This window comes from Pedobacter antarcticus (assembly GCF_900103515.1).
Taxonomy (GTDB): domain Bacteria; phylum Bacteroidota; class Bacteroidia; order Sphingobacteriales; family Sphingobacteriaceae; genus Pedobacter; species Pedobacter antarcticus.
This window is the reverse complement of record NZ_FNGZ01000005.1, coordinates 263421-289595: the sequence shown is the minus strand read 5'-3', so window position 1 is coordinate 289595 and position 26175 is coordinate 263421. Positions and strand designations below refer to the sequence as shown.

The 26175-nt window shown below is 41.1% G+C and carries 22 protein-coding genes, 4 tRNA genes and 1 pseudogene; 13 read left to right on the top strand and 14 right to left on the bottom strand.

Annotation, left to right across the window (positions count from 1 at the left end):
- The first annotated feature begins 264 nt into the window (after window positions 1–264).
- Complete coding sequence (asnS, locus tag BLR53_RS12820) at window positions 265–1713, top strand: asparagine--tRNA ligase (protein WP_037444073.1); 1449 nt, start codon at window positions 265–267, stop codon at window positions 1711–1713.
- A 69-nt stretch (window positions 1714–1782) separates the two neighbouring features.
- Here asnS and BLR53_RS12815 read toward each other — a convergent pair whose 3' ends face one another.
- Window positions 1783–3444, bottom strand: coding sequence for an FMN-binding glutamate synthase family protein (locus BLR53_RS12815; RefSeq protein WP_037444077.1), 1662 nt, complete (start codon window positions 3442–3444; stop codon window positions 1783–1785).
- Between the two features lie 79 nt (window positions 3445–3523).
- On the opposite strand from BLR53_RS12815, the gene BLR53_RS12810 reads away from it, so the two are divergent.
- Window positions 3524–4144, top strand: coding sequence for an L-threonylcarbamoyladenylate synthase (locus BLR53_RS12810; protein ID WP_074590171.1), 621 nt, complete (start codon window positions 3524–3526; stop codon window positions 4142–4144).
- 95 nt (window positions 4145–4239) lie between these two features.
- Here the strand turns inward: BLR53_RS12810 and trpA are convergent, their stop codons facing one another.
- The 6 genes and pseudogenes from trpA to recR all read right to left on the bottom strand — a co-directional run bounded on the left by trpA (window position 4240) and on the right by recR (window position 9572).
- Window positions 4240–5028: a tryptophan synthase subunit alpha gene (gene trpA, locus BLR53_RS12805; RefSeq protein WP_074590168.1), complete on the bottom strand. Its 789-nt coding sequence runs from the start codon at window positions 5026–5028 to the stop codon at window positions 4240–4242.
- 21 nt (window positions 5029–5049) lie between these two features.
- Window positions 5050–6231, bottom strand: a complete 1182-nt coding sequence (gene trpB / locus BLR53_RS20065) for a tryptophan synthase subunit beta (protein ID WP_037444100.1) — start codon at window positions 6229–6231, stop codon at window positions 5050–5052.
- Window positions 6232–6285: 54 nt separating this feature from the next.
- Window positions 6286–6852: pseudogene (locus tag BLR53_RS20060) on the bottom strand (phosphoribosylanthranilate isomerase); the annotation flags it as partial.
- Window positions 6853–6875: 23 nt separating this feature from the next.
- The gene (trpD, locus tag BLR53_RS12795) at window positions 6876–7862 is read right to left on the bottom strand and encodes an anthranilate phosphoribosyltransferase (RefSeq protein WP_074590163.1); all 987 of its coding nucleotides are present in this window, start codon (window positions 7860–7862) and stop codon (window positions 6876–6878) included.
- A 272-nt stretch (window positions 7863–8134) separates the two neighbouring features.
- A complete protein-coding gene (locus tag BLR53_RS12790; protein WP_074590161.1) occupies window positions 8135–8950 on the bottom strand; it encodes an SDR family oxidoreductase in 816 nt (271 codons plus the stop codon).
- 1 nt (window position 8951) lies between these two features.
- Complete coding sequence (recR, locus tag BLR53_RS12785) at window positions 8952–9572, bottom strand: recombination mediator RecR (protein ID WP_037444087.1); 621 nt, start codon at window positions 9570–9572, stop codon at window positions 8952–8954.
- 82 nt (window positions 9573–9654) lie between these two features.
- Between recR and BLR53_RS12780 the strand changes: the two genes are divergently transcribed.
- Window positions 9655–11133 (top strand): sodium:solute symporter, encoded by a 1479-nt coding sequence (locus BLR53_RS12780; protein ID WP_037444090.1) that lies wholly within the window; start codon window positions 9655–9657, stop codon window positions 11131–11133.
- Between the two features lie 17 nt (window positions 11134–11150).
- Window positions 11151–11858, top strand: coding sequence for an LOG family protein (locus BLR53_RS12775; RefSeq protein WP_037444092.1), 708 nt, complete (start codon window positions 11151–11153; stop codon window positions 11856–11858).
- Window positions 11859–11883: 25 nt separating this feature from the next.
- Here BLR53_RS12775 and BLR53_RS12770 read toward each other — a convergent pair whose 3' ends face one another.
- Both BLR53_RS12770 and BLR53_RS12765 read right to left on the bottom strand, forming a co-directional pair.
- Entirely contained in the window at window positions 11884–12474 is a 591-nt protein-coding gene (locus BLR53_RS12770) for a DUF502 domain-containing protein (protein WP_037444094.1), read from the bottom strand.
- Between the two features lie 9 nt (window positions 12475–12483).
- The gene (locus BLR53_RS12765) at window positions 12484–14943 is read right to left on the bottom strand and encodes a bifunctional UDP-N-acetylmuramoyl-tripeptide:D-alanyl-D-alanine ligase/alanine racemase (RefSeq protein ID WP_074590159.1); all 2460 of its coding nucleotides are present in this window, start codon (window positions 14941–14943) and stop codon (window positions 12484–12486) included.
- Between the two features lie 66 nt (window positions 14944–15009).
- On the opposite strand from BLR53_RS12765, the gene BLR53_RS12760 reads away from it, so the two are divergent.
- From BLR53_RS12760 to BLR53_RS12745, 4 genes are all read left to right on the top strand, one after another.
- Window positions 15010–15504 carry a regulatory protein RecX gene (locus BLR53_RS12760; protein ID WP_074590157.1) on the top strand — a complete coding sequence of 165 codons (495 nt, stop codon included), beginning with the start codon at window positions 15010–15012 and terminating at the stop codon, window positions 15502–15504.
- Window positions 15505–15634: 130 nt separating this feature from the next.
- A tRNA-Gly gene (locus tag BLR53_RS12755) sits at window positions 15635–15710 on the top strand.
- A gap of 45 nt (window positions 15711–15755) precedes the next feature.
- Window positions 15756–15840 (top strand) — tRNA-Leu (locus BLR53_RS12750).
- Window positions 15841–16275: 435 nt separating this feature from the next.
- Window positions 16276–17430, top strand: a complete 1155-nt coding sequence (locus BLR53_RS12745; protein WP_074590154.1) for an MFS transporter — start codon at window positions 16276–16278, stop codon at window positions 17428–17430.
- Here BLR53_RS12745 and BLR53_RS12740 read toward each other — a convergent pair.
- Window positions 17374–18192, bottom strand: coding sequence for a methyltransferase domain-containing protein (locus BLR53_RS12740; protein WP_074590151.1), 819 nt, complete (start codon window positions 18190–18192; stop codon window positions 17374–17376). The two genes, BLR53_RS12745 and BLR53_RS12740, sit on opposite strands and share 57 nt — an antisense overlap.
- Before the next feature lie 321 nt (window positions 18193–18513).
- On the opposite strand from BLR53_RS12740, the gene BLR53_RS12735 reads away from it, so the two are divergent.
- Complete coding sequence (locus BLR53_RS12735; protein ID WP_074590149.1) at window positions 18514–19386, top strand: carboxypeptidase-like regulatory domain-containing protein; 873 nt, start codon at window positions 18514–18516, stop codon at window positions 19384–19386.
- Between the two features lie 3 nt (window positions 19387–19389).
- On the opposite strand, the gene BLR53_RS12730 is transcribed toward BLR53_RS12735, so the two are convergent.
- The gene (locus BLR53_RS12730; protein WP_074590146.1) at window positions 19390–20307 is read right to left on the bottom strand and encodes a bestrophin family protein; all 918 of its coding nucleotides are present in this window, start codon (window positions 20305–20307) and stop codon (window positions 19390–19392) included.
- 248 nt (window positions 20308–20555) lie between these two features.
- Between BLR53_RS12730 and BLR53_RS12725 the strand changes: the two genes are divergently transcribed.
- Together BLR53_RS12725 and BLR53_RS12720 are read left to right on the top strand one after the other, a co-directional pair.
- Window positions 20556–20628, top strand: a tRNA-Gly gene (locus tag BLR53_RS12725).
- Between the two features lie 48 nt (window positions 20629–20676).
- Window positions 20677–20761: transfer RNA gene (locus BLR53_RS12720), tRNA-Leu, on the top strand.
- 86 nt (window positions 20762–20847) lie between these two features.
- Here the strand turns inward: BLR53_RS12720 and BLR53_RS12715 are convergent.
- The 3 genes from BLR53_RS12715 to BLR53_RS12705 form a co-directional block, all read right to left on the bottom strand.
- Window positions 20848–21954 (bottom strand): acyltransferase family protein, encoded by a 1107-nt coding sequence (locus tag BLR53_RS12715; protein WP_074590144.1) that lies wholly within the window; start codon window positions 21952–21954, stop codon window positions 20848–20850.
- A gap of 111 nt (window positions 21955–22065) precedes the next feature.
- Window positions 22066–23136, bottom strand: a complete 1071-nt coding sequence (locus BLR53_RS12710; RefSeq protein WP_244889513.1) for an MFS transporter — start codon at window positions 23134–23136, stop codon at window positions 22066–22068.
- 245 nt (window positions 23137–23381) lie between these two features.
- Window positions 23382–24290 (bottom strand): AraC family transcriptional regulator, encoded by a 909-nt coding sequence (locus BLR53_RS12705; RefSeq protein WP_074590142.1) that lies wholly within the window; start codon window positions 24288–24290, stop codon window positions 23382–23384.
- A gap of 254 nt (window positions 24291–24544) precedes the next feature.
- Between BLR53_RS12705 and BLR53_RS12700 the strand changes: the two genes are divergently transcribed.
- Both BLR53_RS12700 and BLR53_RS12695 read left to right on the top strand, forming a co-directional pair.
- The gene (locus BLR53_RS12700) at window positions 24545–24877 is read left to right on the top strand and encodes a potassium transporter KefB (protein WP_074590140.1); all 333 of its coding nucleotides are present in this window, start codon (window positions 24545–24547) and stop codon (window positions 24875–24877) included.
- A 27-nt stretch (window positions 24878–24904) separates the two neighbouring features.
- A complete protein-coding gene (locus tag BLR53_RS12695) occupies window positions 24905–26149 on the top strand; it encodes a hypothetical protein (RefSeq protein WP_074590137.1) in 1245 nt (414 codons plus the stop codon).
- Window positions 26150–26175 lie beyond the last annotated feature (26 nt).

Genomic DNA, 26175 nt, shown 5'->3' with positions numbered 1-26175 from the left:
AATCAAATTTAACACCAAATAAACAACAATAAAACAATACTAAAATGACTTAAAAACATAAAACACTGATTTAAACCAGTAAAAAACAATTAAAAATTCAATAAAAAAGAATTAAATTATAGAATAACCCGAAAAAATCATTAAAAACAAATAAAATAAACGAAATTCAACTTAAATCCAAAAAAAAGGTCTCTTTCAAATAATTCATGTTATTTAACAGCCTCTAAATCAAAATCATTATTTTTACGCGTTCCATATAAAATCATGATTAAAAGAGAAAAAATAAAAAGCCTGTTAAACACTACTGATTTTAACAGAGAAGTAAGCGTTATGGGTTGGGTAAAAACCTTCCGCAACAACCAGTTTATAGCCCTCAATGACGGTTCCTGCATGGGAAATCTTCAGATCGTTGTTGACTTTAATAATACAGCAGAAGAATTACTAAAAAGAATCACGACAGGAGCTGCAATTGCTATTAAAGGCCAGTTGGTGGAATCTCTTGGAAAAGGTCAGCGTGTGGAAGTTAAAGCTACCTCAGTTGAAATTCTCGGAGACAGTGATCCTGAAAAATTTCCATTGCAACCTAAAAAACACAGTTTAGAATTTTTACGTGAAATTGCACATCTGCGTTTCCGTACAAATACTTTTAATGCAGTATTTAAAATTCGTCATGCATTGGCGTTTGCTGTTCACCAGTTTTATAATGAGCGCGGATTCGTCTATATGCATACGCCAGTTATCACTGCCTCTGATGCAGAAGGTGCTGGTGAAATGTTTCGCGTTACCACTTTAGATTTTGATCAGACTCCAAGGACTGAAGACGGAAAAGTTGATTTTTCTGAAGACTTTTTTGGACGAGCAACCAATCTGACTGTTTCCGGCCAGCTGGAAGGCGAACTTGCTGCAATGGCTTTTGGAGAGATCTATACATTTGGCCCTACTTTCAGAGCTGAAAACTCAAATACCACACGCCACCTTGCAGAATTCTGGATGATTGAACCAGAAGTTGCTTTCGCTGATCTGGAAGACAATATGCAACTGGCAGAGGATATGATGAAGTATCTTATCTCTTACGCAAGAGAACATTGTAGAGAAGAACTGGAATTCCTGAACAACCGTCTACTGGAAGAAGAAAAAAATAAGCCTCAACAGGAACGTTCCGAACTTTCCTTACTGGAGAAGCTTGATTTCTGTGTCAATAACGACTTCCAAAGATTAACTTATACAGAAGCAATTGCTATTCTGAAATCATCAAAGCCAAATCAGAAAAAACAGTTTAAATATATAATTAATGAATGGGGTGCAGATCTGCAATCGGAACACGAGCGTTATCTGGTTGAGAAACACTTTAAAAAGCCAGTTATCCTCACAGATTACCCTGCAGATATTAAATCATTCTACATGCGTCAGAATGAACCGGATTCCGAAGGCAGAAGAACTGTTGCTGCCATGGACGTACTTTTCCCTGGTATCGGTGAAATGATTGGCGGATCACAGAGAGAGGAACGTATGGATAGACTGACACAAAGAATGGATGAATTAAACATCCCTCAGGAAGAGTTATGGTGGTATCTAGACACTCGTCGTTTCGGTACAGCACCACATTCAGGCTTTGGGCTTGGATTTGAGCGGCTGATATTATTCGTGACGGGTATGACCAACATCAGAGACGTTATTGCCTTTCCGCGTTTCCCTAAGAATGCAGAATTTTAAGAACACAATAAAATAAAAGAGGGTCCTGCTGTATTAGCAGGACCCTCTTTTATTGACTTATATAATAGCTTAACCAGCGAACGGTTGCGGCGCATTGCCCGGTGCATTCGCATGTGCATAATCCATAGAGGTTGCTCTATAGTCTGTCGGTGCAAAGCTAGAAGCCTTACTCAGGGCCATTCCCAATTCAAATCTCAAAGGATAAGGTGTGCTTAACAGGCTACCCTCAGGGATATAAGGGAATGTTTCCATGTAGGACTGGGTTACATTCGGTGCAATTCTTCTGTTTATATAAGCACGTGTCAATTGCTCAGTCTGTCTCAAGCCGGCTGCACCCAACAATTCCACAGCACTGGCCACCGTCAATCTGTGATAATTAAATACACGCACTTTCTTGTCATCCACGACTAATCCTTTCATCAAACTCTGATCTTGTGTAGCGACACCAGTCGGACAGGTATTGCTGTTACACTCCAGCGCCTGTATACAGCCGAGCGCGAACATCATTCCTCTTGCAGAATTACAAATATCTGCACCAAGCGCTATATTTTTTACCAGGTCGAAACCAGAAGAGACTTTCCCGGATGCAATAATTTTAATATGTTTCTTCAAGTCAAATCCTGTCAATACATCGTATACGAAAGCAACACCTTCTCTTAAAGGCATACCTACTGCATTCGAGAATTCCTGAGGAGATGCTCCCGTACCACCTTCACCACCATCTACGGTAATGAAATCTACGTAGGTACCTGTTTCCACCATGGCTTTACAAATTGCGAAAAACTCACTTTTACGTCCGATACATAATTTAATACCTACCGGTTTACCATCCGATAATTCACGTAATTTCTGAACAAAAGTCACCAGTTCCACCGGTGTGCTGAAAGCAGAGTGAGCAGGTGGAGATATAATATCAAAACCTTGTTTTACTAATCTGATTCTCGCAATTTCAGGCGTTACTTTTCCCGCTGGAAGTATTCCCCCGTGACCTGGTTTGGCACCCTGAGATAATTTGATTTCAATCATTTTAACCTGAGATCCTTTTGCCCGCTCGGAGAAAGCATCAAAATTAAAGGTACCATCATGATTTCTGCAACCAAAGTATCCGGTACCGATCTGCCAGATCAAATCTCCTTTTGGAGCCGCATGGTAATCACTAATTCCACCTTCTCCGGTATTATGTGCAAAGTTCCCCATGAAAGCACCGCCGTTTAAAGCAAGAATAGCATTCTGACTTAATGAGCCAAAACTCATAGCAGAAATATTAAAGATACTAGACGAATAGGGCTGTTTACATTCCGGGCCCCCAACGGTAATTCTCGGATCTTCATTTAATTCATGATGGCTGATCGCAGAAATACTGTGGCTCAACCATTCATACCCATTTTCATAAACGTCCAGCTGTGTACCAAATGGAATAGTATCATTCTCTTTTTTTGCACGCTGATAGATCAAAGATCTGTTTAATCTACTGAATGGCTTACCATTAGTATCACTTTCAACAAAATATTGATAAACTTTAGGACGAAGGTCTTCCGCAAAATATCTTAAACGGCCGACCACCGGGTAGTTTCGGACAATACTATGTTTAGGTTGGTACAAATCATAGATACCTAACAAAATGACCGGACCAATAAAAATAAACGCCCAGTAAAAGGGCGGCCATGCAAGGCTAATCATCAAAGTTGCCGATACTAAAAACGCGGCAATCGCAATAAATGCTTTTCTCATTACTTGTCAGTTTTACAAATTAGGAGCAATGTTACGACATTTATCTATTTACTCAGTTAAATTTTCAGTAAATTTACACATGCTAATCAAAATCTACCCCGAAAATCCGAACGATAAAGCCATCGAACAGGTGGCTGAAGTCTTGAAAAAGGGCGGCATTATTATCTACCCTACTGACACTATTTATGGATTGGGCTGTGACATTACAAACCAGCGCGCGATCGAAAAGATCTGTAAGATCAGAGGGATAAAACCAGAAAAAGCTAACTTTTCATTTATCTGTTCTGACCTGAGTCATATATCAGATTATATCAAACCTATTGATACCGCTGCTTTCCGCGTATTGAAAAAAGCACTTCCCGGCCCCTTTACATTTATCTTTAACGCTAGTAATAACGTACCCAAACTGCTTAGTTCGAACAAGAAGACGGTTGGTATACGTGTACCAGATAACACGATTGCCAGAGAAATTGTAAGGGCACTTGGTAATCCGATTTTATCTACTTCCATTAAAGATGATGATGAGGTAATAGAATATTCAACAGACCCCGAATTAATCCATGAAAAATATGAGGATCTCGTAGACCTTGTTATAGATGGAGGATATGGAGATAATGAAGCTTCGACTGTCGTTGATTGTACTCAAGGTGATTTTGAAATCATAAGAGAAGGAAAAGGAAATCTGGACCTCTATTTATAGCCGGCGATCTTTACTTGTTTATGACAAGCTCATTTATAAAAAAAGCAGCTTTCCCACAAGATGAGAAAGCTGCTTTTAATTTATTACACGCGGTTTTAAGACAGACTCGGCACGGTGCCGGTAAACTCTTCCATAAAAGAACTTACACCTTCGGCCGGATTCGGCGACTGCAGTGACTTTACAAATGCAGTTCCGATAATGCCGCCGTTTGCATACTGGCAGGCCTTATCAAAAGTTTCTTTGCTGCTAATCCCAAAACCGATCATAGTTGGGTTCTTTAATTCCATTGCTTTAATCCTTGAAAAATATGCACTTGTTGTATCAGATACCTGTAAATTCTGCCCAGTCGTTGCCGAAGAAGATAAAAGGTAGATAAACCCCTTACTCAGACCGTCAATCTTCCTGATCCGTTCTTCCGAAGTTTGCGGAGTAACCAGAAAAACGTTACAGATATCATACTTTAGAAACACATCCTGATATAATTCTTCGTATTCATACATCGGAAGATCTGGGACAATACAACCATCTACCCCTGCTTCAGCGCAAGCTTTACAAAAATTCTCTACCCCGTACTGTAATACAGGATTAACATATCCCATTAGTAAAACCGGAACGGTAACCTTATTTCTCAGTTCCTTTAATTGTTTAAATAATAAATCCAGGGTCATTCCACTATCCAACGCAAGTTTGCTGCTAGCTTGAATTACCGGACCATCTGCAACAGGATCAGAATAAGGAAAACCGATTTCAAGCATATCAGCACCGGATTTCTCCAATGCTTCAGCAATGCTAACGGTGTCACCTAGACCAGGATATCCGGCGGTATAATAAATGGATAAGACATTGTTTTTTTTCTTTTCGAATAACTGATTAATTCTGTTCATATATATATAACCTGCCGGTAATTAAAATCCAAAATGTTTCATATAGGTTTCCATGTCTTTGTCTCCCCTGCCGGAAAGGCAAACAACAACATTCTCCTTGCCTGTAAACTCCATTTTTTCGAGATAGGCGAGTGCATGTGCGCTTTCTATAGCAGGAATAATTCCTTCCAGCTGCGTGAGTAACAGACCTGCGTCCAGAGACTCTTCATCGCTCACTGATACATATTCAGCACGGGTAGTTTTAAACAAATGTGCATGCTGGGGACCTATCCCCGGGTAGTCGAGCCCAGCGGAAATGGAATAAGGTTCAATTACCTGACCGTCGTCTGTCTGCATTAAAATACTTCTGCTTCCATGAAGTACTCCTTCCTTACCCAAAGCAGTTGTCGCAGCAGAATGCCCACTGTGAACACCTTTACCCGCAGCTTCTACAGCGATAAGCTTCACATCTTTATCATTTACAAAATGATAGAACATACCCATTGCATTACTGCCACCACCAACACAGGCTAGGACGTAATCAGGTTGATCATTTCCTGTCTGTTCCAGTAATTGTTTCTTAGTCTCTTCTGATATAACCGACTGAAAAAGTGCGACCATATCCGGATAAGGATGCGGCCCAACTACAGAACCAATAATATAATGTGTATCAATAGGATTATTAATCCAGTCACGCATGGCTTCATTGGTTGCATCTTTCAACGTTTTACTGCCGGAAACAGCAGACACAACTTTCGCACCCAGCATTTTCATTCTGGCCACATTAGGTGCCTGACGCTGAATATCGATTTCTCCCATATACACCACACATTCCAAACCACGCAGCGCACAAACAGTAGCTGTTGCAACGCCATGCTGTCCGGCACCGGTTTCGGCAATAATCCTTTTTTTGCCCAGCTTTTCCGCTAACAGGATCTGGCCAATGGTATTGTTAATTTTATGCGCACCGGTATGATTGAGATCTTCCCTTTTTAGAAAGATGTTCGCATTATACTTTTCAGACAAACGTTTTGCCAGATATAAAGGAGAAGGTCTGCCTACGTAATCTTTAAGCAACGCCCTGAATTCCTGCTGAAATTCTGGCGCATTGATAATTTCAAGGTAATGCTGACGAAGTTCTTCTACATTCGGATATAACATTTCAGGAATATATGCTCCTCCAAAATCACCGTAATAGCCTTTTTCATTAACAAAATAATTCATATCGTTATAATTTTTAGCAGCCGGGGCCGCATTCCATAAAGTAAAAAATGTACTAAGTAGTTCTATGTCTTTTAACCCGGGTGATATTTCGAACCTACTGTTAACATCTATAAAATGTAGACGCTTATCATCGATTGATGCCAGTTCATTCACATCATCCGGGCCAATTCCACCACTTAGGAAATAAGGCTGATTTAACCGGTATTGTTTTAATAAAGACCAGTCAAAACGTTTACCTGATCCGCCATGGTTTACCGTCAGCGTATCAAAAAGAAAATAACTGGTTACCTTTTCATAAGCAATAAGACTTTCAAAATCAAATGAATAATTAACCCCAAAAGCCTTAATCACCTCAGTATACGGCTGTAAGGCAGCGCAATACTCCGGACTTTCAGCTCCATGTAACTGTACTGCCTTAAGTTCATATAAAGCTATCAGCCTCTTGACTTCTTCCAATGTTTCATTGACAAAAACACCTGTAGTTTTAATCGTTGCAGGAATTGAACTGAGCAATTCAGGATCAACAGAACCAATGTACCTGGCAGAGCCAGGATAAAAAATAAACCCTATATAAGCAGGGTGAAGAGCTGTAACAGCCTGAATATTCATCAAATCCCGCATTCCGCAAACTTTTAACCCTGCTTTCATCCGACAAGTTGTTTAAAAGATTTCAATGCACTTCCACCAACCAGCGAACTTTCCGCTTCATAATAACAATCAGCAAAAGTGCTTTCCGGTTTTATTGTACGGATAGCCAGAGCAGCATTACAAAGTACCACGTTCTGCTGCGGATCTGTACCATGGCCTTCCAGCACCTGCATAAAAATCTTTGCAGAACTCTGCACACTATCTCCACCCTCAATTTCGAAAGGGTCGACCTGCTCAAAACCAAGGTCAGCTACGGTTAACAAAGCCTCACCCTGTTTGTTAAACACCTTAACATCGCAGGATAGGGAAACCTCATCAAAACCATCCACAGCATGAAGAATGGTATAATTAATTTGAGTTTGCTGATAGAGATAAGCATACAGGCGTGCAAGTTCAAGACTAAAAACACCAACCATCTGGTGTTTCGGCTGCGCAGGATTAACCATAGGCCCGAGCATATTAAAAAACGTTTTAACGCCTAAATCCCTTCTGATGGGCGCCACAATTTTCATTGCCGGATTAAATAATGGTGCGTGAATAAAACAGATGCCCGCACGATCCAGACTACGTTTCAGCTCATCCTGATCTGCAGTAAACTGGTAGCCCAGAAACTCCATCACATTTGACGAACCGCAGCCAGATGACACTCCATAATTTCCATGTTTGGCAACAGGATATCCAGCTCCTGCCACAACGAAGGAAGCGAGTGTTGAAATATTAAATGTATCTTTTCCATCTCCACCTGTTCCGCATAGGTCTATCAGTTCATATTCCGAAAGATCTACACGTACACAGAGTTCCAGCATGGCATCACGGAATCCCTGAAGTTCAGCGACTGTAATGTTTCGCATATTTAATGCAGTCATAAAGGCTGCGATCTGGGCAGAGTTGAACTCTCCCTGAGTAATAGAAGTTAATATTCTTCTCGCTTCTTCCCGACTAAATGATTTGTTCTCAAATAGATGGTTAAGTATTTTTTTCATAATTGATCAAAAAAAAAAGGGCTGCTTAAAAAGCAACCCTTTACATATTTTTATATAAATATAAACGCACAAAAATGGGTCACACTACGCTTGTTGCGTTGTGCCACCACCATTGCTTAAGTCCGTTTGTTAATTTCATGATTTATTTGTCTCCGGAGAATTTGATATCTGTCTGGCTATCACCAGGCGGAAGCAAATATGTATTTGTTTTTGGAGAAATGCAAGATTAATTTAAAATAATTGAATCAAAGTGCCGAAGGAATATTAATAAGCTATTTAATCAATGCTTTTTTTTCTTTGGTAAAGTGATTAAACACCAGTTTATCTGCCAAACCAGGAAGCAATTTATTCAGCCATACCGTTAAATTTCCCTGAGCTGTCATCACTAAAGTTCTTTTTCTATCGCCGATACCATCAATTATTCGGACAGCTACCTCCTGAGCAGACATCATCTTCCCTTCATCCATACTCGTCTCACCGTGAGAAGAGCCGTCTGCAGCTAAAGCAGTGGATCGGATATTAGAAGCTGTAAACCCAGGGCAAGCCACCATCACATGCACTCCACTGTGCAATAATTCTGTCCTCAATGATTCCATAAAGCCATTCATGGCAAATTTAGATGCAGAGTAACCGGTCCTTCCCGGCAAACCCCTGTATCCTGCGATACTGGAAACCCCGACTATACTCCCTCCCGTTTTCAGGATCTCCGGCAGTGCATATTTTGTACAATAAACGGTGCCCCAGAAATTCACATCCATCAGGTTTTTAAGTACAGAAAGATCGAGGTCATTAAATAAAGCACGCATTGATAACCCGGCATTATTAATCAATACGTCTACCTTTCCCAGAGCAGCGACCGCCCTGGCAACCAGTTTCTCACAATCTTCTTCCCGGCTAACGTCGGTTTGAACGGGCAAAGCCCGAATTCCGTAATCCTTCTCCAAAGCGGTACAAAATTCACTTAAAGCAGCGAAATTTCTTGCGCCTAAAACCAGATTTGCTCCTCTTGAGGCCAGTTCCAGAGCACAGGCATAGCCAATACCCGAGGAAGCGCCGGTAATAATTACACTTTTATTTTTAAAGCTCATTTTATGATTTTACTATTGAACTCACGTAAGGTATTCTGGTTACAATAGACCTGCCCAGCGTAATCTCATCTGCATACTCCAATTCTCCACCAAAAGCAATACCCCTGGCGATGGTGGTAACAGGAATTTGAAAATCCTTCAATTTTTTATACAAATAGAATAAGGTAGTGTCCCCCTCCATTGTAGCGCTCAGGGCCATCACAACTTCCTTAACCGGAGTTGTCGCGACACGCTGTACTAATGAATCTATAAAAAGATCGGAAGGCCCGACACCATCCATAGGGGAAATTAAGCCCCCAAGAACATGATAAACACCGAAAAACTGAGATGTATTCTCGATAGCCATAACGTCCCTTGTATCTTCTACCACACAAATCGTTTCTTTATCTCTTCTTGGCGATGAGCAGATACTGCAAACCGGCAGATCAGATATATTATGACAGATAGAACAATGCCGGATGTCACGTCTGAGTTTAATTAACGTATTCCCGAAGGTGTCCACCTCCTCTTGTTCCTTACCCAGCAGATGCAAAACAAGACGAAGAGCAGTTTTTTGGCCTACTCCAGGTAACTTTGCAAATTCACTAACAGCATCTTCAAGAAGCTTAGATGAAAAGTTCATTCTGCAAATTTATATTTATCTTCTGGATTTGATTTTTAAAATTTGATTTTCTTACATTTAGCTCCTAAAACGACACTATAATATGACTCCAGCCATCCTTTTGACGTTTCTTTTAGGATATTTTGCCCTACTGATTGGTGTGGCTTATTTCACTTCCAGAAATTCTTCCGACAATGCGTCCTTCTTTATAGCTAACCGTAACTCCAAATGGTATCTCGTTGCTTTTGGAATGATTGGAACAGCATTATCTGGTGTCACTTTCATTTCTGTTCCCGGAGCCGTAGGTAACAACAGCTTTGGCTATTTTCAGTTTATACTGGGTAATGCTGTAGGTTTTGTAATCGTTGCAACCGTATTATTACCACTCTATTACAGGATGAACCTCATCTCCATATATACGTATCTGGAGAAAAGGCTTGGCCATTATAGCTATAAAACTGGCGCAGTTATTTTCCTGATTTCCAGAACTATCGGATCTGCTTTCCGTTTGTATCTGGTTGCTATCGTGTTACAGCGTTTCATATTCGATGCCTGGAACGTCCCGTTCTGGCTCACCATAGTACTCTGCCTTTTACTTATCTGGCTTTATACCCATAAAGGAGGATTAAAAACGATCATTATCACCGATACCTTGCAGACAGTGTTCCTGCTCCTTTCCGTGGTCCTTTCGATTATATTTATTTCAAAATCACTTCACCTGGATGTTGCAGGAACTTTTGAAGCCGTTAAAACCAGCAGTTATTCAACGATATTCTTCTGGGAAGATTTTATGGGAAGCAAATCTCATTTTATTAAACAGTTCGTTGGAGGGATCTTTGTGACCATTGCAATGACCGGCCTCGATCAGGATCTTATGCAGAAAAACCTGAGTATGAAAACCATTGGTGAAGCACAAAAAAACATGTTCACTTTTACGCTCGTATTTGTCATTATGAACATCTTTTTTTTGAGTGTAGGTGCACTCCTTTATCTTTACGCCGCTAAAAATGGCATATCAGTTGCTGCATTACAAACGCCGGATCATTTATATCCGGAAATTGCTTTAAATCACCTTAATATTGTTCCGGGAATTATTTTTATGATGGGCTTAACCGCTGCAACATTTGCTACTACCGATTCTGCTTTAACTGCACTTACTACATCTTTTTGCGTTGACTTTCTGCATTTTGACAAAAAAACAGACCAGCAAGACCCTAAGCTTGTCACGCAAAGGCACCTGGTTCATATTGGTTTTTCAGTGCTGATGGTAATCGTCATCCTGATTTTTAAAGTTATTAATAATGATTCGGTGGTTAACTCCATATTTACAGCAGCCGGATATACTTACGGTCCATTGCTGGGGCTTTTCAGCTTTGGCCTGCTAACCAAAAGAGCAGTTCATGATAAATTAGTTCCTTACCTTTGTCTGGCCTCGCCAGTGCTTTGTTATATTATTAACAGCAATAGCATGCACTGGTTCGGATATACCATGAGTTTTGAACTGATTGTTCTAAATGGGCTCATTACCTTTATTCTGCTGTGGCTGACCGGAAAACCATCCGTAAGCCAGACAAAATTTTAACATTAATACCCTATATAATGACAAGTGAAGAGAAAATCAGAAGCGCATTTGAAAATAAAAACTGGCAGGAGATTAAAGTAACAGACTCCTGGTCGATCTTTAAAATAATGGCCGAATTTGTAGACGGCTTTGAGAAATTAGCAAAAATTGGTCCTTGTGTATCCATTTTTGGTTCTGCAAGAACTGCCGAGACCAATAAATACTATGAGATTGCTGTCGAATGTGGCAGACTGTTGACCGACAGAGGTTACGGCGTAATTACAGGTGGAGGTCCCGGGATTATGGAGGCAGGGAATAAAGGCGCACACATGAATGGCGGTAAATCCGTAGGATTAAATATCGATCTGCCGTTTGAGCAGTTTCACAATAAATATATCGACCACAATAAATTATTGGAATTCGACTATTTTTTCGTGCGCAAAGTAATGTTCATGAAATATTCACAAGGTTTTATCGTGTTACCTGGCGGTATGGGAACTATGGATGAACTTTTCGAAGCAATCACTTTGATTCAAACCGGTAAAATTGCAAGGTTTCCTATCGTACTGGTTGGAAAAGATTACTGGGGCGGACTAGTGGATTGGATTACCAACACGATGTTGGGAAAAGAACACAATATACATGCAGAAGATCTGAACCTGTTCAGAGTAGTTGATACCGCAGAGGAAGCTGCTGAGCACATCTTCAGATTCTACGACAAGTATGTCCTGAAACCAAACTTCTAATAAGAATATAGAATTAGTGCAGGGGTTAGATATGACTAACCCCTCCTGATACTACTAGTTTCATTGCTTCGGCAGCATTCATATTTAATTCCTTAACACTGTCCCTTTGCACAACACAAACCTGTCCGGCAAAAGAGTAAGAGAAAGGGAAGTAGACGACACACTCACCAGGTAATCCTATCGAAGCCAGATCATTCTGGGTCAAAAAGCCAATCCGTTTTACACCAGGAACAACTTCAACTGTCACCGGATGATTAAATTTCTTTTCATCTCCTACAAATGCTTCCGTCAGATCTTTAATTGAAGAGTAGATAAAATTGAGTCCGGGCAACCTGTTCATCCAACGATTAAACCAATTATACATTGGCTCAGTTACGAAGTTGGTAACAAAAATACCAGCCAGCAGGATTAGCGCTAATACCAATGCAAGTCCGAAACCAGGAATATTTCTGCTTTCACCTGTACGTGGGTCCACACCAAGGATATTGTTTAGATTTAACCAGCTATCAACTGTGGTTACACACCATACAACAATATAGATACTGAGTGTAATAGGCAATACAATCAGCAAACCTTTAATCAGGTAATTTAATAAAGCCCTTCCAATCCTGTTCATAGCGCAATATTACTCATAAAAATAGATGCGTTTAACTCTTTGAGAAATATTTGTTAAAATCTCGTAAGGAATGGTTCCGATTTGTGCTGCCAGATCAACAATCGTTAATTCTTCATTAAAAACAATCACCTCATCATCCGTATGCACATCTATACCGGTTACATCCAGCATACACATATCCATTGCAATAGCACCTATAGTTCTGGCAGGTTTACCATTAACCAGCATCATACCGATACCATTTCCGAAAGATCTGCGGTAACCATCGGCGTAACCGATCTTAACTGTAGCAATCTGGCCCCCCTGCGGGAGGATACCTCTTCTGCCATAACCCACAGTTTCACCGGGAGCTATCCGTTTTACCTGGGTAACTGTAGTTTTAAGCTTAGCGACAACCTGCAGATCTGAAGTGTCAGGTTTGCCGGAATCGAATCCATACAGTCCAATGCCCAAACGAACCATCTCAAACTGTGCATCGGGATACCTGGTAATCGCCGAAGTATTACAAATATGTCTGATAAAGTCATATCCAAGCTCGTGCCGAAGGACAAGAGCAAAAGCTTTAAAACGTCCGATCTGTCCGAGGGTAAACTCTTCATGAAGCTCGTCTTCGCTTCCCGCAAGATGAGAAAAAGCTGAAATGACCTTAAGCTTACCTGTATCTTTTAATACTTTCAGTAAAACAGGCAGATCTGGCTCTTCGAAGCCCAGACGGCGCATCCCGGTATCAACTTTCAAATGCACAGGATAATCTTTCTGCTCCTGCGGAAGAAAGGCAATAAAAGCATTCAATATTTCAAAACTATATAATTCTGGTTCAAGCTTATATTTCAGCATGGCCTCAAAAGCAGAGGGCTCCGGGCTCATGACCATTATCGGTAACGTTATTCCAGATTTACGAAGTGCAATCCCTTCATCTGCATAGGCAACCGTCAGATAATCAACCTGATGATATTGCAACAGGTTAGCAATTTCAAAACTACCGCTACCGTAAGAAAAGGCTTTCACCATTGCCATTAGTTTAACCCCCGGAGACAATTGTGTCTGATAATAACGCAGGTTATGTGCAATTGCATTCAGGTCAATTTCCATAATTGTATCATGGACTTTCTGTGTTAACAGCTTACTGATCTGCTCAAAACCAAATTTGCGAGCCCCTTTCACCAGTATAGTTTCCTGGCTAAAATGAAGCTGGGAAAAAGCAGAGATAAAATCTGCTGTAGAATCGAAGAACACTGTTTCCAGATCAAATAATTCTGCAACAGACTTAATATGCGGACCGATGCCAACTAATCTGCTGATTTCTTTTTGGCTAAGCATAGCGGCTATTTCAGCGTAAAGTTCAGTGTCTGTCCTCCCTGTTTCATGAAGATCAGACAGGATCACTGTTTTTTTATTATGCTGCTTTTGCAGTTTGAGAAAGTCCAGCGCAATGGCAAGCGAGGAAGTATCGGCACTGTAGGAATCATCTATAATAGAACATTGGTTTATTCCGTTTTTCAAAGAAAGACGCATATTAACCGGCACGAGCTCACTCAATTTAGATTTTACAACGGCAGGTTCATAACCCAGGGCGAGAAGTACCGACCAGCAAATCACACCATTTTCCAATGATGCCCTATCCTTAAATGGAAGATAAACACTGAAGGATGTGCCCTGATACAGCGCATCAAGAGTAGTACCCGCTTGTTCCTGACGTATGCCCGTAATCTGCAGATCAGCAGGCTGGCTAAAACTCCAGCTGAACTTGGTGCTGCCGGGCAGATTTTTTGCAGGCAGCCCGGAGGTATAATCAGGACTGTAAATAAACAGATCAGTATGATCAAACAAACGTAATTTCTCACTTAGTTTTTCTGGCTTTCCGGAGAATCCTTCTGCATGCGCCTCTCCCAGATTAGTAAGGATACCAATTGTGGGTTGCAAAACTCCCGCAAGCTTAGCCATCTCCCCTGTTCTGGAAATCCCTGCTTCGAAAATACCCAGCGTATGTCCGGAGTTCATTTGCCATACCGACAAAGGCACCCCAATCTGGGAATTAAAACTTTTTGGACTTCGGACAATTTTGTAATCAGCATTGAGCAACTGCGCAAGCCACTCTTTTACAATGGTCTTCCCATTACTACCTGTAATACCAATAACGGGTATTTTAAAAACACTGCGGTGTGCGGCAGCAATCTGCTGAAGAGCGGTAATAACATCTGAAACGACCAGAAAGCTTGCTTCCGGAAATTTGTTTTGCCATTCAGAATCACTGATAACAAATTTCCTGACCCCCGCTGCATACGCATCTGCAATAAATTCATGCCCATCTCTTTGTGCTTTGACAGCAAAAAACAATGCATGTTCCGGGTCCATAACCTTCCTGCTGTCAATTAACAATTGATTGATGCGGGATTGAGTTTTCGGCACAAAATTCACAGGATTTAAAATCCCGGCTAACTGCTGCATGGTATAGCTGGTTTCAGTCATGATTGTTGGTCAGATAAAGACTGGTAAAGTTAATAAAAAGATAATGCAGATATTTGCAGCTAAGAAATGGAATATAACGAGAACAGACCGCCAAAACCGCCACTTGACAAGAGAAGTGCAATGCTAAAAGCAGAAAGTTACTGTGCTTATCAGGAACGTTCGCAACAAGAGGTCAGGAATAAGTTGTATGAATGGGGGCTTCATCAGCAAGATACAGAATCCATTATCACAGAATTAATCCTCACCAATTTTCTAAACGAGGAAAGATTTGCCGCTTCCTATGTCTCCGGAAAATTTAACATTAAAAGATGGGGAAAAATAAAAATCAAGCAGGGACTGAAGCTTAAAAAGGTTCCCGAAAAAATGATAATCAAAGCACTTGCGAAGATAGATTACGACGATTACCTGGCAGCTATACTTACGGCGGCAGAAAAAAAAGCAGCTTCTATAACGGAAAAAGACGCTTACAAAAGGAAAAACAAATTGATTACCTATCTAATGGGAAGAGGCTTTGAATTTAATGTGATTTCAGAAGTACTGAAAGACAACCAGTTAATATAAAACTTTAGATTTTATTAAGAAAAACTTGTCATTGATATAAAAGTCACTATATTTGCAATCCCAAACGGAAATAAGGTGTACAACACATTATAACCTCAGGGATCACATGGGATCATGTGAATTATACCATGCGAAAGTAGCTCAGTTGGTAGAGCACGACCTTGCCAAGGTCGGGGTCGCGAGTTCGAATCTCGTCTTTCGCTCCAAATGATTTCTCTACCGGAAATCATTTATTAAAAGGTTTAACACCTGCTCAGATGGTGGAACTGGTAGACACGCAGGACTTAAAATCCTGTGACCTTAAAAGTCGTGCGGGTTCGATTCCCGCTCTGAGTACAGAAATCTTTCCCATATGGGAAAGATTATTTAAAAACTAAAAAAGCCTTTAGATATCATCTAAAGGCTTTTTTAGTTTTTAAATGTTGCATTTTTTGCAATAGCTGTTCTGATCGCTAAAAAATTACTAAAAATAGGTTTTAACAGCAAATTCAAACTGATTCTTGAAAATTTCCTTAAAAGAGTAATCCGAAGAAACGGTACAAAGGCTCTTTACAAATTTGTAAAGAGCCTTTTTTTTTTAAATTCCTTACCAAAAACTAATCCTGTTTCCGGAGCATTATCAGTGAACCCCCTTTCACAGAGTCTCCTATCCATTACTTACAAATTTGTCTGTATCATACAAATCAATGCAGACTGTAATAGGCAGGTAATTGACCCTATTTTCGCCAACTCAAATGAATGCTTCGCTGCATTTTAAATAGTTGATCATAAATGAAAAAGTTCGCATACGTTGGATGCCTGGGTATGATAGGCGTTATCACTACAGAATTTGGTGTAATTGGCATTTTGCCGCAAATCGCCGCACACTACCAGATTACAATCGATAAAGCCGGTTTGTTACTCAGTGCATTTGCTCTGGTTATTGCATTAACCGGCCCGTTTATGACACTGCTAACCTCCGGAATAGACCGCAAAAAAATTATGATGGCTGCCATCGCTATCTTTATGCTTACAGGTATCGTTTCGGCAATGTCGCCGCCATTCTGGCTATTAATTCTGGTTCGTATACTACCCGCCTTTCTTCAGCCCGTATATATCGCGACCGCTATAGCAGTTGCTGTAGCTCAGGCCGATAAAAAGCAAGAGAATGAAATGATGGGAATCGTCCTTGGAGGAATCGCGATCTCTATGGTCACAACTATTCCTATTGCCACCTATATAGCCAGCCACTGGGGCTGGGAAAGCTCATTCATAGTACAGGCGGTAATCAGCCTGATTGCACTGGCCGGAATCCTGAAAATTCTGCCAGCCATTCCCGTTAGGGAGAAGAAATCATACGGCAGTCAGCTAAAGATCTTAACGCAGTTCAGATTTCAGTTGAGCACAGCTATGAACTTTCTGATGATAGCAGCCTGGTTTTCCACTTATAGTTATTTTGCAGATTACTTAAATAAGGTTAAAAGTATGGATGGCACAATGGTGAGTTATATGCTTTTCCTCTTTGGTATAACGGGTATCGCCTCCAACTGGATTGCCGGTAAAATGCTGAATAAAAACATCCCCCTTACCGTAGCAATCTTTCTTTCGGGCACTATTATCATTCCGGTTCTGCTCTATTTTTCAGGAGAAAATGAGGTTGCTATTATAGCAGTAATTGCTTGCTGGGGATTCTTTTACGCTCCTTGCTTTTTAAATGCATCGGCCTATATGATTTCCGCGGCGCCAAACTCTTTGGAATTTGCAAACAGTCTGGCTACCTCTTTCGGAAACTTGGGCGTATCCCTGGGAACAATTCTTGGCGGATGGATTATTGCCACAAAAGGCATAGCATATGTTCCATGGATCGGCGCAATATTTGGTTTACTGGCATTACTGATGATCGGAATCAGGAGCCTGATGGAAAGAAAAACCTCTGACCTCATTTAATTTCATAGTCATCCTTTCAGCTGTATCTTCCACCCATTGGTCATAGTCTTCAATAGCTTTCAGCCGCTGTTCTTCGGTAAGATACCCCTCTTCGACAATCTGTTTTAAATTGGCAACTTTTGACCAGATCCCTATACGTGCTGAGAACCCAGGATCCTTTTTCTCATAAACTTCATCCGAGTTAAAGACCTGGATATCCTGAAAACCGGCTTCTCTGAAGTAACCAGCCAGATCGTCTGCGATATGGTTATTCATTCCCGCATCAGCACGCCACTTGAGAAAGGCCGAATAGAAATGCTGCATACTTTCCGGCGGTGAAGGCTGCCACTCCAGCTGCTCATGATTATAATCCAGGATGGAAACAATTCCTCCTGGTTTTAACATGCTTTTCATCTTCTTCAGTGCTTCCAATGGGTTACTCAACCACTGCAATGTTCTGGCAGAAACAATAAGGTCATATTTTTCACCCACCTGATAATTGAATAAATCACTGTGAATCAATGTCAAATTAACAGTATCCTTATAAGTTTCTTTTCCGCTGCTTATAAATTTCTCTGTATTATCAAGCGCAGTTACAGTGCCGGAAGGGCCTACCAATGCCGCTATTCCACTGGAAATAGCACCGGTTCCGCAACCCACATCCAGTACTTTTAGCCCCTCTCTCAACAACGGTATTAAAGTAGCATAGTCACGTTCCAAACTTCTGTCGTCAAACACTTTATTAGCTGTCTGGTGGTCCCGGTTAATAATTTTATTTTCCATATAATGCTGTTATAGCTGATGATTACAATTTCTTTTCCCCGCATACCCGGCCAGCTGATAAATATACTTTCTTCAAAACTTAAAAGTGCCTCTTTCGATACCCTTCCGTGGTTCTGCAGGAATGCACGCACGAGAGCTACCAGTGCAGATGAATCATTGACAAGGTTCACCTTCCAGAATTGTCGTTCTTGTATGTGAGAGCCGCAGGCGTTTTGTAATACTGATGGCGGCAACAGCATCTGTGGCAGCAAGTAATATGACCCGGTGTTAAAGTATGTTAACGTAGAATTATCTGAAAAACTGAATATATATCTTTCCGTTATGAATCATCTTAAAATAACAAAAAATAGCTTTCATATCCGTTTAAAAGGATATGCACTCCTTATTCTTCTAACCTGCAGTTTGACTGCAGGTGCACAGGAAATCACTGCAAAAGGTATCCTGACCGACGAAAATGCAATCCCTCTTCCCTGGGTAAATATTGGCATTAAAAAGAAAAACATCGGCAGTATGAGTAAAGCCAATGGAAAGTTCGAACTGCAAATCCCTTCGACGAGTTTTCAAGATACACTCCTATTCAGCTATGTCGGATATCACGATCAGGCTATTCCCATTTCTGCTTTCCAAACCGGGAACGAAAATAAGATCATCCTGAAAAAATCTACACATCAACTACAGGAGGTCGTCATCACCAACCGCAAAAAGAAGATCCGCAAATTAGGCACGACCGGTTACACACCAATGGTTTGGGTTTCTATTAGCTTTAAAAATAAAAATGATTTTGCAGAACAGGCACAATTGATCAAGATCAGCGAACCGACCAGATTACTGGAAGTCAGAGCAAAGGTCGCCGGGAATAAGAAGAAAACAGATTCAGTAAATTACAGATTAAATATTTACGCAGTAAAAGACGGTCTGCCTGGCCCACGCATTCTGGAGAAAAATCTGATTAAATCTTTCTCAATGGCAGAACGGGAAATCAGCTTTGACCTAACGCGGGAATCAATTTTCACAGATAAAGACTGTATAGTATCTTTTGAATATATTCCTAAAGGAAACACGGAACATATAGATATTTTAAGTTTCCGGGCCAGCATAACTGGTAAAGGCGGGTATTCCAGGAAAGCAAGTATAGGAGACTGGACACCAATGAGCGCAGGAAGCGGGTCCATTTATGCAATTGTAGAGCAATAAATATTAGTCAATGATGCCTGTTGTTTTTCTCTGCTGCAAGGGAAGTGGTAATTCGGCCATTTCCAATAATGTAGTTTCAATCATCAGACACATCGCATTTAGGGCCAGATCATTATCTTCCAATCCAAAAGGGTCTTCTATTTCATCTGCTATCGCCTCTAAAGCTACAAAAGTGTAGGCTATAAATACGACAATCAACGGTGTGAACCAACCCAGGCTATCTACAAAACCAAAAGGTAAAAGCAAGCAGTAGATATAAACCGTACGATGCAAAAGCACGCGGTAAGTATAAGGTATTGGTGTAGATGCTATTCGCTCACATCCACCCACTATCGTTGACAAATTACTCAGGTTGGTATCAAAAGCAGCTTGCAATATTGTATCAATTTTTCCGGCTGATCGGGCCTGCTGTACCCATTCTGCCATAACCTTCATTAACATGATCGGTTTATAAATTGCAGAGTTTATCTTTTCAGCGAGTACCGGATCGAGACGCTTTTGCAGATCAGGTCCTGCATCTGTAAACCGGAGCTGATGTTTCAAAGCATAGGTGAAGCTAGTCAGATAATGTATAAACACATGAATTTCCCTGCTATCTTTTTCATATCCAGTTAAGGTAATTGCCTGCCTGGCCATTGACCTAGTATCATTTAATAAAGCACCCCATATCTTTCTCGCTTCCCAGAAACGATCATAGCTTGCATTATTCCTAAAGCCAAGGAATAATGCAAGTGCAATACCAAAAATGGTAAATGGCGCGGGATTTAAAGGGATTTTATAGTCAAAAAAAGTCCCTTTAAAATAAACGATAGCTACCGATAACACGAGCAGCAAAAGTAAACGTGGTAATATTTTTGGAAGGACTGAACCTTTCCAGATAAAAAGCATCTGGAACCAGTTGTCATTTTTTCTAATAATCATAAACCTGCCATGTCCTGATAATTACAAGACATGTGCAATTTAACTAAAACCTATATGGTTGGAGACCTTTACCGGAAAAAGACCACCAACTATCCCCCATCCACTCGCAAAATCACAGAGAATGATGTTTAAACCTCTTTAAACAAACCTTTATAAAAAATTTACTAGCTGAAATTCAGCCGCTTTAATACATTCTTTAAATTAGAGTATGGAAAAATCAAAACAATATCTATCTTCGCAGAACATAAGCGAAAGTAGCTCAGTTGGTAGAGCACGACCTTGCCAAGGTCGGGGTCGCGAGTTCGAATCTCGTCTTTCGCTCTAAATGATTTCTCTACCGGAAATCATTTATCAAAAGGTTTAACACCTGCTCAGATGGTGGAACTGGTAGACACGCAGGACTTAAAATCCTGTGACCTTAAAAGTCGTGCGGGTTCGATTCCCGCTCTGAGTACTTCTGGAAAACCCCTTTCTGATATCAGAAAGGGGTTTCTTTTTTTACCCTGATTCCATTAAATCCTTCAGGTCGTTATTCTGATATTATGCCAGCTTTTTCCGCAACCATTTACGAACCGGCTCATCATACCATTTCAATGCGGCGTAAGCCAAAACGATCCCGCCTGTTAAAATAAGTAACGCATAAGGCCAAGCTTGTGCAATCGTTACACCTTTATTGTTACCGATCCAGGCAACGTAAAAATAAACCAGCGGATAATGCACCAAATAAAGCGGATAGGATATATCACCTAAAAATTTGCAGATCCTGTGCTCTCTTTGAGTTTTCATCAATCCACTGGCACCTAGGTAAACGATAAGTGGAAAAACGATGATAATGCAAATAGATTCATAGACTCCATTCATCCAAACATGCTCTGCTCCACCAATGCGTGGCATATAAAGTACGATAGCAACTAAAATACTGCACCATAAAAAGGCATTTTTAATTCGGGTTGGTTTCGCTATACGAGAGAGCAACAGACCGGCAAAGAAAGGGTACATAGTACGGGTAAACCCAATTCGCACCTGCTCCACATTTAGTGTCCAGCCACCACTGACGTCACCATTGGTGATTGCCAGGTGAGCGAGTGCAATAGCGGCGATGCCTACTAAAATACTTAATGCCGTTGTCGAAAATTTCCTGATCCAAACAGCATAAAGAATGTTGGCAATGTATTCGAAGAACAGTGACCACCCTACGCTGTTAAGAGGGTGCATCTCTTCCCAGCCACGTATATCCAGTGATAATGGCACAGGCAGGATAGTATATCCAATAAGCATTACCAACATCACTTTCCAAAGAGGTATCGTATGAATTAACGGCCATAGCGTAGAATCAGTAAAATAGAATCCGATAGCACCCAGGGTCATTCCCAGAATCACCATTGGCTGAAGACGTTCAATCCGGCGTTTAAAAAAATTGCCGACTGTCATTTTATGCCACCTGTCGTCATAGGCATAGCCGATTACAAAGCCCGACAATAAAAAGAAAAAGTCTACAGCCAAATAACCATGATTAACAAGAATATCTAAATGACCGGTAGCTAATGGTTCTGCAAGATGAAAGGTTACGACGATAATCGCTGCGACACCACGGAGACCATCTAATATAGGATAATGTGGCTTGGATGCCAGCTCATTGTTGTTCATTAATAAAATTGATATACAGGCTCTGAATTAAAACTAACGCAAATTATAAAAAAAATGCGTTAGTCAAATTACTGTCGAGCTTACTGTTATCTCAAAGATGCACTACAGAACTTATCTTTGAACCACCCCCGGGTGCTGCACCCTGACCCATAAAGCTATCAGCAATCCTGCAAGAACCATCGAGATACCAGCCGCCACGAATACACCCACGATCCCCGTAAAGCTGAACAAAAGACCGCCAGCTGCAGCACCAGCGGCAATCGCACCCTGCACTGATGCCACAACCATACCGCCGGCACTTTCCGCCTGATCAGGAACGGCGCGCGCGACCCAGGCCGACCATGCAACTGGTACACCGCCGAAAGCCATTCCCCAGATTGCTATCAATAAAGCATGGCTGGCAAAAGAGGAAGGAATAAGCACCAAGATCAATGCAACGACACCGACCAGCACGGGCATAAAAATTAATGTCCCACGAAGGCTGTGCTCAAGGAGTCGTCCCGCCAGCAATGTCCCGGCAAAGTTCGCCACGCCAAATCCAAGCAAAATCAATGCAAGTCCTTCAGCCCCTATTCCCACTGTGCTTTCCAGGAATGGACGGATATAAGTGAAAAGTGCGTAATGGCCCATATGTGCCAGCACGCAACCCAGCATCCCCACTGCGATTCCGGGTCGTAAAAGCACTTGAAGTACAGTTATTGTCTTTACCGTCCGTTGCGGCATTAAACTAGGCAATGTTAACCACTGGAAAGCCAGTGTCACCACACCAATCCCTGCCGATGCGTAGAAGGCACTGCGCCAGCCGAACATACCACCCAGATAGCTCCCCAGAGGAACTGATACTACGGTACCCACAGCTATACCGCTAAAAATTATCGATAAGGCACGCGGCACCAGCGCCACAGGTACCAGACGCATAGCTACAGCCGCCGTCATGGCCCAGAATCCTCCCAGTGCGACACCTAATAAGGTTCGCATAACCAAAAGCACCACTATACTGGAGGAAAAGGCTACCAGTAAGTTGGAGACAATCATTAAAGCTGAAAAACCCAGTAATACCACCCGGCGGTCAATTGAGCGCGTTAAACCGGGCAATAGTAACCCGGAGAACAAAGCGGCAATTGCCGTGACTGTTACGGCCTGCCCCGCTACTGCTTCTGATACCTTCAGTTCGGCTGCCATCGGCGTCAACAAGCTGGCCGGAAGATATTCCGCTGTCAATAATCCGAAGACACCCATTGTAAGCGAAAACACTGCTGTCCACGCTGGCGAAGTTGGTGCTGCAACACAAGCTGGACTACTGTCACATAAATTTACATTTTCCATAAAACAAACGAATTTTTATGGAACAAAGCTCACTTTTAAGCCTTGAATAAAATTATGCCAATCAAACCAATAATTATTAAATACAGATCCAAAATAAAGTATCAGACACTAACCGACCCAAATTCTTTCCTGAGTTGCAGAGGGGTCTTACCGGTTTGCTTTTTGAAGAAGATAATAAAGTTTGATGGATGTTCAAACCCTAAACTATATGCTACTTCAGAGATATCCCAGTTACTGAACTGCAACAATGCTTTTGCTTCATTTACTATTCTTCCCGCAATCCATTCAGTAGTGGTTTTACCTGTGCTTTCTTTTAAAGCCCTGTTTAAAGTATTCGTATGTATATTGAGCTGCAAGGCAAATTCATTGGCTGTTTTCAGCTTTAAAGTTTGACTTGGGGCATCAATCGGAAACTGCAGTTCTAATAGCTCAAGAAATAAAGTACTAATACGCTCTGACGCATTGAATGGCTGATAAAAAGTATTAGGAGGTTGGATTTTCATCGCCTCGTGCATAACAATTTGAACATAGCTTCTCAATAATTCATATTTATGAGCGTAACCAGATCGAATTTCGAGAAACATATTTTCAAAAACCCCTTTCAATAGTTCAACACTTTCTTTCGCAGGAAAAAACAAATGGTCTCCCCCGGCTTTGAACAAGGAAAATTGTGACAGACTTTCACTTTTGAGATTTTGACTAATGAAATCCTCGGTAAAAAGGCAAAAATATCCAGCCTGGTCTTTCGAGGTCGGTTCCCATGAATAAGGAATTAACGGATTGAAAAAAGTAATAGATGGTTTATCGATCTTAATGGCTTTGTCAGCATAGCTTAAAATACCTGTTCCCGCTGTGATCATTGAAATTTTATAGAAATCCCGGCGGTTGGGTGGCAATGATGTACTATCACAAGAAAACTCTCCTCTATTATACACATTGAACTGTCCGGTTCTGGGATATTCCCGCCCATGCCGGGTATGAAACTCTGCTATACTTTCTTTCTTGTTCATTCCACAAAATTATGAAATTAAAACAACAACCATTATGACCAGAAGCCATTCGCGAGCATCTTTAGAAGTTCCTTTACCATTGGAATATAAACTGCCAGGTAAATAACACTAAATTCAGACAGATTGGCGAAATGCCAATCATCGTTAGACTCCCCGGAAAGAAATATTAATTAAATCTGAGAATATCGCAATAAATCATTCTGGCAGGAGTTCTATAATCGATTTTTTTATTCATAACTTAAATAAAAATTGCCATGATGCAGGAAACCAGTCTAATCGCAAAACAAATTCATCCAGCGTCGTTGATTAAAAGGATGCTGGTCGGTTCAATCATCGCACTCGTTCTAATCGTAGTGTTTTTGTTAAGTGCCGGAGCTTCTAATCCAGAATGGGGAAAATTATGGATATTAAAACCGCTAATTATCGTTCCTCTGGCTGGTGCAGCGGGTGGCTTCTTTTTCCACCTGATTAATCGCTATCAGGGCGGCTGGAAAAAAGTACTGGCATTGCTTTGCAGTGTGATCATATATATCATCCTGCTCTGGCTTGGCACAGTTCTCGGACTGAACGGAACCTTGTGGAACTAAATTCTGATTAGAACTTACGACATAAAGATGAAAGAAGACATACGCATCCATCTGAACGATTCCAGGCAACTCGAAAAGATGTACCGGGCTAACAAAAATAATTTCAAACGTGAATTTAGCGAGCTTTATCCGGAGCTAAAAGGCAACGCCCTTGCTGATTTCTGGAACGAAAGGCTCAATTATGAGAATGAAGAAATCAACTGGGGAACTGGCCGGGAGTTAGGAATAGTCATTATTGCTTCTCTTTTTGCAGGGCTGATTGCAAGACTACCCGATTTACTGCCTATCACTGACGCCTTTTTCTACCCCCGCAATACCGCATTCGTCATTTTTCCATTGTTAACCGCTTACTTCGCCTGGAAAAACAAACTATCAGTTGGAAAAATAGTCTTTATAGTTTTTACAATTATTGCAGGCATGCTTCTCATCAATTTCCTGCCGGACGTTAGGAAAAGTGATACGCTAATTCTGGCATGTATTCATTTACCATTATTTCTATGGTCTGTATTAGGGTTCGCTTTCGTCGGCGGACGACAAAATAACGAGCACAGACGACTGGGTTTTTTGAAGTACAATGGAGACCTGATTGTTATGACAACACTCATTCTGATCTCTGGTGCAATTCTGACCGGTATAACCATAGGACTCTTCTCGCTGATCGGCTTTAATATTGAGGAATATTATTTCAAAAATGTTGCTGTATTCGGATTAGCCGCGGCACCAATTATCGGTACTTACCTAACCCAAACCAATCCACAGTTAGTCGGGAAAGTTTCTCCGGTGATTGCAAAGCTGTTTAGTCCTCTGGTCGTAGTTATGCTTTCCGCTTACCTTATAGCTATTCTTTATTCGGGGAAAGATCCTTACCAAGACAGGGATTTCTTGTTGATTTTTAACGCCTTGTTAATTGGCGTTCTCGCTATAATTTTCTTTTCGATAGCCGAAACGTCAAATTCGGGTAAAAGCCGTGTCCAAACAGGAATTCTTTTTATATTATCAGTTCTAACCGTCCTGGTTAACGGTATTGCCCTGTCAGCTATCCTATTTCGGATATCGGAATTTGGGATTACCCCAAACAGAATAGCAGTTCTCGGTGGAAATATGCTGATTCTGATCAATCTGCTTTTGGTAACATTGCAGCTTTTCCGTGTACTTGCAAAAAAGTCAGACATAACCAGCGTCGGAAAATCTATCTCATTTTATTTACCCGTTTACTTCATCTGGACGATCATAGTGACATTTTTCTTTCCTTTTATTTTCGGGTTCAAATAGCAGCCTTACCTCATCCCAAACAGGGG